Source organism: Streptomyces sp. NPDC093111, assembly GCF_040683955.1.
Classification (GTDB): Bacteria; Actinomycetota; Actinomycetes; order Streptomycetales; family Streptomycetaceae; genus Streptomyces.
Genome location: NZ_JBFBNW010000012.1, coordinates 220,048 through 232,830 on the forward strand (window position 1 = coordinate 220,048; position 12,783 = coordinate 232,830).

Annotated in this window: 14 protein-coding genes; 3 read left to right on the forward strand and 11 right to left on the reverse strand. The window is 70.0% G+C overall.

What is annotated here, in order from left to right; all coding sequences use genetic code 11:
- Window positions 1–65: 65 nt before the first annotated feature.
- From AB0Q96_RS22580 to AB0Q96_RS22595, 4 genes are read right to left on the reverse strand one after another with little or no spacing between them, the layout of a single operon-like run.
- Complete coding sequence (locus tag AB0Q96_RS22580) at window positions 66–443, reverse strand: MazG-like family protein (protein WP_365328110.1); 378 nt, start codon at window positions 441–443, stop codon at window positions 66–68.
- Window positions 440–1,258, reverse strand: a complete 819-nt coding sequence (locus AB0Q96_RS22585) for a class I SAM-dependent methyltransferase (RefSeq protein WP_365328112.1) — start codon at window positions 1,256–1,258, stop codon at window positions 440–442. The genes AB0Q96_RS22580 and AB0Q96_RS22585 overlap by 4 nt, the downstream gene beginning before the upstream one ends.
- A complete protein-coding gene (locus tag AB0Q96_RS22590) occupies window positions 1,255–2,541 on the reverse strand; it encodes a hypothetical protein (RefSeq protein ID WP_365328114.1) in 1,287 nt (428 codons plus the stop codon). The genes AB0Q96_RS22585 and AB0Q96_RS22590 overlap by 4 nt, the downstream gene beginning before the upstream one ends.
- The gene (locus AB0Q96_RS22595) at window positions 2,538–4,127 is read right to left on the reverse strand and encodes a DNA polymerase subunit beta (protein ID WP_365328117.1); all 1,590 of its coding nucleotides are present in this window, start codon (window positions 4,125–4,127) and stop codon (window positions 2,538–2,540) included. Before AB0Q96_RS22595 ends, AB0Q96_RS22590 begins: the two co-directional genes overlap by 4 nt.
- Here AB0Q96_RS22595 and AB0Q96_RS22600 point away from each other — a divergent pair.
- Complete coding sequence (locus AB0Q96_RS22600; protein WP_365328119.1) at window positions 4,116–4,604, forward strand: NUDIX hydrolase; 489 nt, start codon at window positions 4,116–4,118, stop codon at window positions 4,602–4,604. The two genes, AB0Q96_RS22595 and AB0Q96_RS22600, sit on opposite strands and share 12 nt — an antisense overlap.
- A gap of 333 nt (window positions 4,605–4,937) precedes the next feature.
- Here AB0Q96_RS22600 and AB0Q96_RS22605 read toward each other — a convergent pair whose 3' ends face one another.
- From AB0Q96_RS22605 to AB0Q96_RS22625, 5 genes are all read right to left on the reverse strand, one after another.
- Complete coding sequence (locus AB0Q96_RS22605) at window positions 4,938–5,546, reverse strand: DUF6624 domain-containing protein (protein WP_365328122.1); 609 nt, start codon at window positions 5,544–5,546, stop codon at window positions 4,938–4,940.
- Window positions 5,543–6,682 carry a GntR family transcriptional regulator gene (locus AB0Q96_RS22610; RefSeq protein ID WP_365328124.1) on the reverse strand — a complete coding sequence of 380 codons (1,140 nt, stop codon included), beginning with the start codon at window positions 6,680–6,682 and terminating at the stop codon, window positions 5,543–5,545. Before AB0Q96_RS22610 ends, AB0Q96_RS22605 begins: the two co-directional genes overlap by 4 nt.
- Complete coding sequence (locus AB0Q96_RS22615; protein WP_365328126.1) at window positions 6,679–7,908, reverse strand: hypothetical protein; 1,230 nt, start codon at window positions 7,906–7,908, stop codon at window positions 6,679–6,681. The genes AB0Q96_RS22610 and AB0Q96_RS22615 overlap by 4 nt, the downstream gene beginning before the upstream one ends.
- Before the next feature lie 418 nt (window positions 7,909–8,326).
- Window positions 8,327–8,815 carry a hypothetical protein gene (locus tag AB0Q96_RS22620; RefSeq protein ID WP_365328128.1) on the reverse strand — a complete coding sequence of 163 codons (489 nt, stop codon included), beginning with the start codon at window positions 8,813–8,815 and terminating at the stop codon, window positions 8,327–8,329.
- Window positions 8,812–9,207, reverse strand: a complete 396-nt coding sequence (locus tag AB0Q96_RS22625) for an ATP-binding protein (RefSeq protein ID WP_365328130.1) — start codon at window positions 9,205–9,207, stop codon at window positions 8,812–8,814. The genes AB0Q96_RS22620 and AB0Q96_RS22625 overlap by 4 nt, the downstream gene beginning before the upstream one ends.
- Before the next feature lie 787 nt (window positions 9,208–9,994).
- Here AB0Q96_RS22625 and AB0Q96_RS22630 point away from each other — a divergent pair.
- Together AB0Q96_RS22630 and AB0Q96_RS22635 are read left to right on the forward strand one after the other, a co-directional pair.
- Window positions 9,995–11,002 (forward strand): hypothetical protein, encoded by a 1,008-nt coding sequence (locus tag AB0Q96_RS22630; protein WP_365328132.1) that lies wholly within the window; start codon window positions 9,995–9,997, stop codon window positions 11,000–11,002.
- 17 nt (window positions 11,003–11,019) lie between these two features.
- Window positions 11,020–11,571 carry a GNAT family N-acetyltransferase gene (locus tag AB0Q96_RS22635; protein WP_365328134.1) on the forward strand — a complete coding sequence of 184 codons (552 nt, stop codon included), beginning with the start codon at window positions 11,020–11,022 and terminating at the stop codon, window positions 11,569–11,571.
- 25 nt (window positions 11,572–11,596) lie between these two features.
- On the opposite strand, the gene AB0Q96_RS22640 is transcribed toward AB0Q96_RS22635, so the two are convergent.
- Both AB0Q96_RS22640 and AB0Q96_RS22645 read right to left on the reverse strand, forming a co-directional pair.
- On the reverse strand, window positions 11,597–12,412 hold the full coding sequence (locus AB0Q96_RS22640; RefSeq protein WP_365328136.1) for a hypothetical protein: 816 nt from the start codon (window positions 12,410–12,412) through the stop codon (window positions 11,597–11,599).
- Between the two features lie 4 nt (window positions 12,413–12,416).
- Window positions 12,417–12,743: a hypothetical protein gene (locus AB0Q96_RS22645; protein WP_365328138.1), complete on the reverse strand. Its 327-nt coding sequence runs from the start codon at window positions 12,741–12,743 to the stop codon at window positions 12,417–12,419.
- Between the last annotated feature and the right edge of the window lie 40 nt (window positions 12,744–12,783).

The window sequence follows — 12,783 nt, forward strand, 5'->3', positions numbered from 1 at the left end:
CGACCGGGACCCTGATCCCTCTAACTGTGCAGGTAGCACAGCCGACTTGCGGAGATTCGTTTCGGTTATTCGGTTTCCTGGGGCGCTTCGGCAGAGGCCCCGGAGCGTTCGTGCACCGTGCGTATGTGCTGCCGGAGGAGATCGAAGAGGTCCGGCGTCCCGCTCCGATGGGAGCGGAGATGCGCCACTGCGCACAGCGCGGTCATTGCGACGTCGAGCAGTTCGTACTCGACGTGCTGCATGGTGTCGTGGACGCCCTTACGCGGGTTGTGGCCGAGGGCTCCGACGAGTGCAGCGATCACCTCCCCGGCCTCTTCCCCCACCTTGGCGACACGGCCCCACAGGAGGGCTTCGGGGTCGCGGGCCTGGTTGGCCGGTGTGCCGTCGAGCCATTGCGAGACAGCGATGAGTAAGGCGTTGGCGTCGGCGTACTCGGGGCTCATGGGGTCTCCGCTCGCTGGGCAACAACGACGATGTGCTGCGACATGCCCAGGATGCTGCGCTCCTCCTCGATCTGCCGCTGGACATCAAGAACGTGCTGCCGACGCTCGGGATCGGCCATGCGGTCTGCGATGTCTCCGAGGAGCTTGGCCGGGCCCTCCACGGCGATGAGCGACCGCACGGTGAGCCCAGCGGCACGGGCCTCGGCGGCGAGTTCGTCGGGGGTGTGGAAGTAGGCCGTGGTCCAGAGCCGTTCGTCGCCGCTCGGGTTGCGGTACTCCCCGGTGGCCATCTGGTTCGCCAGTCCCTCAGCGACTCCGGGCAGCGGCATGTAGTTCGCCGCAAGGGCCTGCCAGCCGGCGTAGAAGCGGGACACCGCGACGGCGATGACCACTCCTCCGGGACGGAGGCAGCGGTGGGCCTCCTGCCAGGCACGCGCCCGGTCCTCTTCGCTGGTGAGGTGGTAGAGCGGTCCGAGCAGGAGGACCGCGTCGTGCTGCTCTTCTACGGGCAGGCACCGCGCGTCCCCCTGGAGAGCGCGGTGCAGTGCCCGGTCCTGCCGTGCGGAAGCGCGGTTGGCCTGCTCGATGTGCAGCGGAACCGGGTCGATCAGGGTCACGCGGTAGCCCTCCTGGGTCAGGGGCAGGGCGTAGGCCCCGGGGCCGCCGCCGATGTCCAGGACCGTGGCCGGCGGCTGGGGCAGGTGGCGGGCGAGGATGTCGAGGGTGCGCCGGAGTTCCACCGAGCGGCGGGGGTCTTGAAGGCGTTCCTGCTCAAGGCCGAGGTTGTAGAAGTCGAGGACTTCGGGGTCGATCACCGGGTTACCTCCGGAGCGGCGGAAAGGCTGGGCAGGACGGTGCCCAGACAGGTGAGGTAGGCGTCCTGGAAGGCGCGACGGCGAGCGAGGAGGGCGTGGTCCATCACGGGCCCGTGGTGCCGGTCGATGACGGAGGCGACGGCGTCGCCGACGGCGGGGGCGTGTCCCACGTAGCTGAACAGCTTGCACTGCATCACGAGGAAGACCGGGCGGGACTCGGGCAGGCCGGGGCTGACCAGGCTCGGGGTAAACAGCGTGATGTTGTAACTGAGGTCGGCCAGGGTCATGCACCGGTTGGCGAACGAACGGCGCTCTCGCAGCAGGTGCAGTTCCCGGTTGGTGACGTCGCGCAGCACACCTCTCAACCGCATCAGCGCGTTGCGGGAGACCGGCGAGAGCCATGTCAGGCGCTTCAGCTGTTCGCCGACTTGATCGGGCGCGAGGAGCGTCGGCCGGGTCCACGGGGGCGCGGGGTCCGAAGTACCGGTGAACGCGTGCCGCACCTGCCGGTAAGCGTGCTCGGTCGCCTGGTGAAGGGCACGCAGGAGGTGTCGGCACTCCGAAGTGGAGAGGAAGGGCCACCCGGGCAGTTGCAGTTTGAAGCCGACCGGAAGCCGCCGAACGGCGTCACGGTGCGAGCTGATCGGAAGGAGTCTGCACCCTGTGGGCAGCGCGAAGCTCCTGAGGGCGTCGCGTACGACGTGCTGCGAGAGGTAGGCGACGGGGTCGACCAGCGACCGCCGGAGCTCCACGTCCGTGATCTCCCCCAGTGGAACCGGCCGCACTGTCGTACGGACCTGCCTGGAGTACAGGTTGAGGTGCCAGTGCATCGCCTTGTCCCACCACTGGCCGTTGTCCCGGTCGAGCGTCCGGTCATGGTTCCAGCCGATGGTGAGCTGTCCGCCGTCGAGACCGAAGGCCCGCGCCGTCTCAGGGTCGGAGACGTGGTTGATGTACGTCACGGCGCCCGTGAGCAGAGCGGCCAGCACCGCGTCGGGGGTGTCCCCCACGCTGGTCCGCCGGCCCCGGTCGCTGGCGACCAGGAGCATGATGTCGGGCAGGGTGTGAGGCCATGCCTTGTCGATGACGGCGACCCGATCGGCACAGCCGTCCACGGTGTATTCCGCCCGGACGTTGGAGCCGTAGTAGTCCCGGTAGTGCCCCTCGTTGGTCCGCTCGGCGGGTGCCGCCGCCAGACGCGGCGCCGGAAGGGCGGGGTTCACCGGCAGGGCGAGTGCGCCCGGCGGGTACAGGCTGTCCGGGGTCCCGGCCGCGCGCTTCACCGGTCCGCTCCGACGGAGATGGCCGGCTGTCCGGCGGCGATCGTTCGGGCGGCCGCCATACCCATCATCGCCCCCTGGACGATGCCCTGGGCGATTCCCGCCGAGTCCCCGACGACGTACACCGGAAGGCCCGGCACCTGGCAGCCGGCGTCGAGCGCGGGCTGTTCCCAGACGAACTCCAGTTCCGGGGCGACGACGAGGACCTGGTCGGCCAGGTCGTGGAGGGAGGCCTCGTGGCCTGCGTGCTTGAGGATCGATCCCAGGACGCGGTCGAGCCCCGCGGTCAGGCTCGCGTGCTCTTGCGGGGTGAACAGCTCGTGGACGGGGCCAGTGGTCAGGTCGAGGACGGACGGCTGGTAGGGGAGGCTCCCTTCCAGCTCGGACCAGGGCGTCGCCTCCGGGGACCGGTTCAGGAAGCTGCCCAGGGTCTGGGTGAACGGACGGCCGTCCGAGAGCTTGCGGTAGGTGTCGAGGAACGACTCCTGGGCCTGCGCGGCGTTGCCCCGTCCCTGGACCTGGCACAAGAGGCCGAAGTTCGCCGCGAGCGGCCGGTCCGAGGCGAGGCGATCAGTCGTCTCGTGTCCGTCCAGCGTGATCACCGCGGGGCCGAAGGCGGAGTGGTAGTGCGTGAACTTGAGCCTGCCACCGTTGGGTCCGCCGCAGAAGCAGAAGGTCTTCACCTTGTTGGTGACGGCCGTGTCCCGCTGGCTGATCTTCAAGTCGGGGTGCTCGGCACCGATCTCGGCGAGCAGACGCGCGTCCATCTCGAACCGGACCCCCACGGACAGGTCCGGCGGTGTCATCGGCACACCGAGCCGCCGCAGCAGCGCCGAGGTGGCCGTCACCCCCCGGCGCCCGGTGGCGAGCACGACGTGGCCGGCGTGCACCTGCTCAACGCCGTGATGCGTTCTCACCGTGACCGTCATCCCGCCGTCGCGGTGTGGCTGGGCGTCCGTGAGCTCACTCATGTGCTGGCACTCGGCGCGCAGTCCGTCGTGGCAGGTCTCGATGATCCGTTCGAGGTCGCGCTCGCCGACGACGGCGACCGGGTACTGGCGGATGGAGAGGCCGAAGTCGTTGAACGAGGACACGGCCCGCTCGGACAGGCCCTGTCCGGCCAGGGCCGGCGGCTGCGAGAGACCGGAGGTGAGCCAGGCGTACGCCTCCGCGCACAGGCTCTGCGCGGTCTGCTCTCCGAAGTGAGTGATCAGCCTGCGTCCTGAGGGCAGGAGACTGAGCTTCGCGCCGTCACCGTAGTGCATGCTCCCGCCGAAGCCGGAGATCACGTTGCACACTCCGCCGCACCCCGTGCACCGCAGTCCGCGGTCGACCGGGCAGGGCCGCCGGCGGAAGGCTCGTCCCGCTTCCAGGAGGAGCACGCGCAGGTGGGGCGCACGCTCCTGGAGCGTCTGCGCGCAGGCTAAGCCCGCGGGCCCGGCGCCGGCTATCACGACGTCGTACTGGGATTCCACGATGAACTCCTTCAACTCAGAGACGGCCCGCCGGTGATTTCGGCGTCGGCCGTGGCAGGCTCGGAACGACAGGTGTCGGATCAGGCGGGAGAGTGGAGCGACATGACGGCACAACAGCCGACCTATGAGGAGTGGTTGGGTTCGATGGCGCGCAGTACGTCAGCCGCGGGAGTCGTCTTCTACGACGCCGAGTTCCGGTTGCTGCTGCTTCACGCCACTTACGAGGACTCGTGGCAACTCCCCGGCGGGACCGTCGAGCACGGTCAGGACCCGTGGCAAGCCGCAGTTCGTGAAGTGGTCGAGGAAACCGGACACCAGCTCAACGGCCCTCCGGGACTACTCGGGGTGGACTGGTACCGGCCGGAAGGACTCGATCCGTACGCCCAATTCCTGTTCCGGGGACCATGCGTCGACCGCAGGGGCTTCTCGGTCACGCTGTCCGACGAACACGACGCGTGGGAGTTGCGCAGCGTGGAGGAGTGGGAGCCGCTGCTCGGTGCGGCCCAGGCCGCTCGCCTCCGGCTCGTACGCGAGGCTCTGATCACCGGCAGCGCCTTGTACCTCCAGGACGGACGTCCTCCTCGTTCCTGACGAAGCCGCTTGGCCTCGTGTGCCGCACTCACCCGCTTCCCTCCCCTCCCGTACTGGTGGTGCCGTGCGCGGGGGGCGGCTCAGGCCCCTCGCACACGGCCTTCCGTTGCCGAGCCTTAGTCCAGGTCCGGCAGCGGGTTTAAGCGGGCCGACCGCGTCCTCCCCCACGAAGTTGCGGCCGGGGCGCGCCCAAGCGCGCCGCCTCCCTCTCGCCCGGGAGAGAGGCCCCAGTCACTGGGACCGCGCCGGTCGGGGCGCGGTGTGGCAGCACCGGGTCAGGTGGTCGCGGTCATCTCGGCGGTGCGTGTCAGTCATCTTGGTCATGGCCACTGGTCACCCCACACTCATGAGCTCGACGGTCGCCTCGTCGGCTTGGAGCCCGGTCGCAAGGCGGCGCCTCAGGTCTTCCAACGCGCTATCGGCCGGCGGCAGGCCGACCTCGGCGCGGCGGGCATCAAGAGCGTTCGGGTCGCACACGGGTTCCCGCTCCGGACCGGCGGGTCCGTTGCGGTACTGGGTGCCGTAGACCTGGGCGGCGCCGCGCTGGAGGTCGCAGCGATCGTGAAGGTGGGCCCACTGCCGGACCGATGCTTCGCTCAGCCGGACGGCCCGGTACATCAGTCGCTCGGCGTGCCGCTGGTACGGGGGCTGGTTGTCCGCCCGGAGCGCGATCCGCCACGCGGCGCGCGCTCCCGCCTCGCCGACGAACGCCCACCCCGGCCAGCCGTGGGCGTCGGTGATCTGCCGCAGGACCTCGGCGTTCGCGAAGTCGGCCTGGCGGCCCCTTCCGATCTCTGCGTCGGAGAGCCGCCCGCGCACCAGGCGGGACCAGTGCTCATCGGCCCTCGCGGCGCGGACGATCAGTTCCTCGGCGATGTCCGGACGGCGCGCATCGTGCGTGATCAGGATGGTCCGGGAGTGAGACAAGGACGTGGTGGTCATGCGCCGCCGCCCGTGGAGTCAAGGATTTCGAGGACGACGACGGCCAGGCAGGCGGTTCGCCACAGGTAGTCCGAAGAGGTGCCGGCGAGCACGAGGGTGGCGGCGCGGCGAAGCCGGGTGTGCGCCTCACGGTCATCCGGTCCCTGTTCGATCAGGTGCACGGTGGCGGCGGTCAGACAGCGGCGGGTGTGCTCCAGGACCGTGGGCTCGGGAGAGATGCGTGCCCTCCACCAGCCCTGGGCCTGCTTGCACGCCATCCGGATGCCGAAGGGGCTGAGGTCGGCATCGGGCGCCACGACATCACGCAGCCGGTCGACCAGTACGTCGGGGTCGCACGGAGGCTGCACGCGGAAGGGCGGTGCGGGATGCACGGTCGGACGGACCCAGGACCCCCGGATCACCGCCCCTTCCTCCTGCAAGGTGCGCAGCGCCGCCGAAACGTCGGGCGCGGAGGAGACCAGGGCGCGCGCCAGGGGAACGAGCGAGGGCAGGTGCGTCTCCGGCGGGTAGACGCCAGCCCGAATCAGGGTGCGCAGGAGGGCGGCGATCTGGACGGGCCGGTCGTGTACGGTGACCCACCACTTCCCGGGCGAGGAGAAGGTGACCAGCCCCTCGCCGCACAGGTCCTGGAATGCCAGTTCGACACGGATGAGGCTGGAGCGGCCGAGGGCGAGCTCGTCGGCGACCCGTCCCGGTCCCAACCGTGTGCCGGGCAGGTACCTACCGGTGGTGATCGCCGTCCGGACGTAGTCGGTGATCACCTTGACGCCCGGCCCCGCCGCCTCCGCCTCGATCAAGGCGTGCAGCAGACAGATCGCGGCGTTGCCAAGGTTCACCAGCCGTGGGACGGGGACGCCCTCGGCGCCCGGGCGCTGCACGCCGGCGATGCACTCCTGCCAGCGCGTACGATCCGACGGCGAATCGGCGGCCTGCTGGAGGCGGGTCTCGGCCAGCGGGACCCAGGGCTCCACCAGGGCCCAGACCTTCTCGCGGTCCTGCTCGATCTGCGAGGTCGAGCGGTAGGGGAGGTCTTTCGCCACGTGACGGACACGGAGCAGCGCGGAGCGCAGTCGCAAGATCGTCGGCGGGGCAAGGGAGTCGTCCTCGGCGGCGAGGGCGGTGGTCGCGGTGGTCATGATGCTCCGAGGGTGAGGCTGAGCGGTGTGCGGGAGCGCGGGGCGAAGTGGCGTAATGCGGTCTCGACCAGGACTAGGACCTGGAGGACCGCTGTCGCCAGACAGGCCGTGCGCCACAGGCGCTCCAGCGGGTCTGCGGGGAGATCCGCCAACGCCGTGATCGCCGTGCGGCGCAGGACGGTGCGCCCGTCGGCGTCCGGGGAGTTCGGGTACAGCTCGACCACGCGGGGGATGGCGCAGGCAGCCGCCGTGATCAGCGTGCGGAAGATCCGCTCCAGGACGTCCGGGCGCGGGGTGTGCCGGGCCCGCCACCAGACCTGAACCTGCTGGCACGTCGCCCGCACTTCGGAGAAGGAGAAGGTGATGCCGGTGATCGCCTTGCCGCGTAGCTGCTCCACGCGGGCACCGAGGTCGAAAGGCCCTGGGTCCAGGGGGAAGGGAAGGTCGGCTCGTACGACCGGACGGTAAGCCGTGGAACGCTTGAGGACCTTCTCCTCGCCCAAGATGCGCACGGCGGCGCTGGTATCCCGTGTGGTCGCGAGGAGGTCGCGGGCCAGCAGTAGGCGGGCGGGCAGGGGGCACTGCGGCTGGTAAACGCGGGCCTGGATCAGGGTGCGCATCCAGGCGGCTATCTGTGCGGGGCGTTCGACGGGCGCGGCCCCGCCAGCGACCCAAGTGCGCCGGGCGCCGTTGGTAACCGTTGAGCCCTCGGCAGTCAGGTCGCGCAGAGCGAGCCGCACACGTTCGACCGGCGCCGGCGTGCCCGCTGCCTCCGCCTCGTCGGCCAGGTGGAGTGCCGAGAGCGACGTGCCGGGCGGATAGGTCCCGTCGGCGATCAGATTCCGCAGGCGATCCGCGATCTCCTCGACGCTCGGACCGGGGCGTTCGGCCTCCAGCAGTGCGCGCACCAGGGCGCGGGTGATGGTGGGCGGCTCCGCCGAGGTCGAGACGGGCTCCTGCGTCCCGAGGCGCCGCGCGTCGGTGATGAGCTGCTGCCAGCGGTGCTGGTCCGACGGCGACCCGGCGGCTAGCCGATGCTTCGTCTCGGCCAGGGGCAGCCACGGCTCCGTCAGCGCCCAGACCGCCGCGCGGTACTCCGCGCTCCGCGTGCTGGGGCCGGCGCTGAACCGGGTGGCCGTCTTCTGCAGCTCGCGGAGCGCCGCACGAAGACGACGGTTCACCGACTCGTCCTGCTGCACGCCGTGAACGGCGAGGGTAGTGGTCATGCGAATGCTCCGGGGACAGGGACGTGGAGGAAGAGAGCTCCTGCGGATCGCCGCTCCCGAACTGGCGTCACCGGTAAGACTCGGGACGGGTCGAGCGGCAAACATCCGCGAGGGTCGGCAAGAGGAAGCTCGATGACAGGGTGGGCGCTCCACATCCAGCGACAGCTGGAGGCGGTCACCGAGAAGTGGAAGGGTTCGCCGCGGTGCAGCGCGGCCACAGCGTCCCTCGCGGCGGGGTGATCGCCCAGCCACGCCCACACGCGGTGAAAAGACTCGCGGTCGAGCTCCGGCCCGATCGCACGTGCGGCCTCACGCACCCACTCGACGGCGGTCCGGGGACTGACCGTCGTCCGGCCGCCCGGCAGCGGGAGGAAGCCGGTGCTCACGTCGACGTGGCACCAGTAGGTACGCGACGGCTTCACCGGACAGCCTCCTCGCCATTCTCGGTGAGGAGACCGAGCAGGTCGGCGGCCGACATCGCCAGGCGCCGAAGGTGCGCGCGGTCGCGGGCAAAGTCGCCTACGGGGCGCGGCTGCTGAGCGCGTACGGCCACGGCGCGGGCGATGACCGCTGCCAAGTTCGGATACGGGGGCACCCACTCACGCTTCTTCGCGATGACGACGAGCCGGTCCAGCATTCGGTCCAGACGGGTGAGGGCCCGGCCCACCTCGGCCACCATGGCCTCGCTCGGCTTGAACGGACCACGCCGTAAGAGCCTGGGCCTCCACTGACGCAACCACGGCCCGATGAGACCCACCGGCCCGGTCGGCTCGCCGAGAACCGCGTCCAGGTCGTCCGCCAAGTCCTCGTCGCACAAGAAGCGGGTGTCCAGCACATCGATGGCACGCCGCGCTCTCGCCGCGAACTCAGCCGGCGAAAGGCGGATACGGGTGGAAGCGGTACTCATGCAGCCACCGCCCCGGCTGGCCCCGCCCCGTACCGGAAGAGGCACCAGGTCTCCCCGGTGCTGCAACCCCAGGAGTCCGTGACCGCATCTACGAGGAGCATCCCGCGCCCGGCCTCGTCGTCCGGGCCGGCGTCCGTCACCACCGCTCGGTCCCGGCTCTCGGCGAGCACGACCACCTTCACGTAGTCGCCCCCCGCCGAGAGTCGAAGCGAAACTTTCCCGCAGGCGTGACGGATCGCGTTGGTGACCAGTTCCGACACGACCAGGACCACGTTGTCGGACGTCTGCTCCGGAGCGTTCACCGCCAGCAGGAAGGCCACCGTCGCCCGACGCATGTCTGCTACGCGTTTCGGCGCCGGAAGGAACACGACCTCGAGAGCGGAGGTCTCCATCGGGACTATCTCCGAGCTGTGAAGTCCGGTGGACTCGTCCTGCTGATTCGGCGGACTCGAACGTGGGATGGTGCTTTGGCGCATCACTTCGCTGGCCTCGGCTTCCTCGGTGCGAGGGGGGAACCCACTCGACCAGCGGCTGACACGGGGGTGTTGTGCCTCGTCATGTCATCGCCGGGTCGGGCGGAGGATGGCATCGATCACCCGGTTGCACCTCCCGTTGCAGCAGGCGACCGGGGCTGAGCTGTGAGTAAGAGCTTCGCGAGCTGGGCCGCCCGGATCTACCCCAAGATCACCCTCGGATCTGCCTCAAACGGATGAGGAGATTCCTCGGAACGCCCTCTGAATTCCTCGGACTCGCCCAACTACTCTGTTTTGCAATGCCGTTAGAGATCGCTCGCTCTACCGTCGGCGTTGGTGACGCACTGGGCTCTCGCGCCGAGGAGGCACGATGACGACGTACTTCCGAAAGCTGCTGGAGACTCGGGGTATTGGGAACGCAACGACGTTCCTGCAGTGGTACCGGAGTACTGCGGCAGGTCTCGGCGGCGGGCCCTACGACACCCCGGCGGACAAGACAGTCGAAGGCTGGCTCTACCAGGACCGACGTCCTCAGCACGCCTTCCGCCCGGTAATCGCGGCGATGCTGGAGAGACCCTTCGAAGAGCTGTGGCAGCAGGTGCCGGAGGGAGACCCCCTCCACACGCTCGCGGCCTCCGGTACGTCACCGGTATTCGGCCATGCCAACCCCGGCATGACCCCGAGCGACATGAGGAGGACGGGCGCTATGGCAGTCCGACGTGCACGGAAGTACCTGTTGGACAACGACCAGTTGCGAGTGGGAGACGCCTCCCTGCCGCTGCTTCAGGACGAGGTCGCGCGGCTGGTCCGCGACTACCCCCGACGCTCCCTTGGCGAGATCTGGGAAGACCTCCTCAACGCCCACGACGAAGTGCTTCACCTGATCGACACCAGGCGGTTCACACCGTCCCAGCTCCGGGACACCAACGTCATGGCCGCGGTCCTGAGCTTCCTCGTCGCCAAGGCGTTCAACGACCTCGAAGACCGCGATCAGGCGCGCACGATGAGCCTCGTGGCGGCTGCCTTCGCCAAGGACGCCGAGCACCCCGGCCTCATCGCCATGGTCAACGGCCTCCAGTCCCTCATCGAGTACTGGGCCGACCGGCCCACCGACGCCTTCTTCTACGCCAGGAAGGGGGCGGACAGCGCCGCCAGCCTGCGCGGAACCGTCACGCCCTGGCTCCTGGGGCTCCAGGCCCGTGCCGCCGCCCGCATGGGCGACGAGGAGAACGCGCTCCAGGCGATCGCGCAGGCCGTCGAGCTGCGTGAGCACGTCGTCCCGGACGACCTTGACGAGCTCGGCGGACTGCTGACCTACTCCCTCGCCAAGCAGCTCTACTACACCGTGGAGGCGGAGGCACTGCTCGGCCACGGCAACGAAGTCCTGACCCGGCAGGCGGAGGAGGCGGTGCACAAGTTCAGCGACGAGGAAGCCCCGGACTGGGCCTTTGGTGACCTCGCCGGCGCCCGCTGCAACCTCTCCCTGGTGCGCCTCCACAACGGTGACGTGGAGGGCGCGGCGGAGGCCATCCGCCCCGTACTCGACCTGTCCACCCCCTTCCGCAACAACGGCATCGTCGTCTCCACACTGCGAGTCCGAGACGCCCTGCTGTACAGCCCCGCCCGTACGTCCGTCGCCGCGCGCAGTCTGCAGGAGGAGATCGCCGCCTTCCCGCCGCAGCGGCCCGCCCTCCTCCCCGGCCGGTCCAGCTAACCCGATAAGGTGCCCCGGTGACTCCCGTATCGCGCAGTGGACCTCGTCTTCGCCTCCGTGAACTCCAGCACGACGATGCGGACGGTGTCCTCGCGATCTACGGGAGCGCCGAAGCGACGGAGCACCTTTCGTTCGAGCCGCGCACCGAGGACCAGGTGCGCGGCATCGTGCAACGCTCCGTCGACTCCGCCCGGGAGACCCCCCGAAGCGAGTACGCCTTGGCCGTCATCGGCCCGGAGCACGATCTGATCGGCTTCGGCCGACTGGCTCACGACCCCCACCAGCCCCGCGCGGCCACCATGGGGTTCGCCCTTCGCCCGGATGTCTGGGGACGCGGATACGGCCTCGAAACCGTCCGTCTTCTCCTGGGTCTGGCCTTCGAAGAGCTGGACCTGCACCGCGTCTGGGGTGCCAGGGCGCCGGGCAACACCGCCTCCGCACGCACTATGGCCGCGGCCGGGATGGTGGAAGAGGGAACGATCCGCGAGCACATCAACAAGGGTGGCCAATGGCGCGACTCCGTCGTCCACGCCATTCTGGAGCGCGAGTGGCAGGCCGACCGCGCCTGATCGTGCTCCGGTGAAAGCCGGACTTCTACGGGACCTCAGCATCCGGCCTCGGGCCGAAGCCCCGACGACAGCGCGGGTGGCTGATCGGCCACTCCGCCGCCTCCTCCACGGTGCGCAGTGTCCTCGCGGCCTTGTCCGGGTCTTGGTGTGAGGTCCATCCGCAGTCCAGGCCGTCGAAGACCTCGACCATGGTGACGCCGGCCTCGCGGGACCGGTTGAGGGTGCCGGCGTTGTAGGCGACGGCGGACTTCGTGAGGGTGGCGGCCTCCGCCCAGGCCCGTACCGGCACCCGGGCGCCGTTGCGGTAGACGACGTGGGTGAGCTTGTGCTCGGCGGCGAGGCGCCGGGCGAGGTTGTACGCGGCCTGCTTCGCCGTCACGTTCCCCGCCGCCAGCAGCGGTACCTCCCGGCGGGCGGCCTCCCGCACCGCCCTGTAGAACTGGACGGCCATCCGATCGGCCTCCTGGGAGCGGCGCAGGAAGTCGGCATAGGAGTCGGAGGCGAGCGCCTGGAGGGCGTCGCGGTGAAAGAGGGTCCAGGTGAAGGCGGCACCCAGGGCCTTGGCTGCGGCCCGCGCGCCTTCTTCATAGAGGTGCGGGAGCTGTCGCTGGACGAACTGCCGGGCCTCCTCGTCCACACGGCGCCGGAAGTCCACGATCGCCTTCTTGAACTCCTCCAAGATGGCCGCGCTGCGGCCGGCGCGCGGGTTGTCGGCGAGCTGGGTGAGGACGGCGCGCTGCTTGTCGGCGAGTCGCTGCCAGGCATCGTCCAGCACGGCGGCGACCCGCCGCGCGATCTCGTCCGGGTCGCCTGGCGTCAGCGGCGGCCACTCGTACGGCACCGCCCTACCGTCCCCGGTTGTGGGGGACCAGCGGTGCGGTGACGAGGTCGACGCTCGACTCCCCCGCGGCCGGATCGTCCGGGGCGATGAGCTCGGCGAGGCCGGCGAGCTGCCGTTCGAGGCCCGCGAGGTTGTTGCTCTGGTCGATAGTGACCACGCCGTCCACAGTCATGCGCAGCGGCTCGGCCAGCAGCGCGGCGCGGCGTTCGGCGAGGACTTCGGCGGCGACGACACGGGCGCGGCCGAGGCGCGTGTACCGTGCGGCGAGGTCCTGTTCGTCGGTGGTGGTGCCGAGCTGCGCGCGCAGCCAGGCCAGGAGGATCGGGTCCATGGGCACTCCCCTGGGTACGGGTATCCGCCCGCGCTCGGCT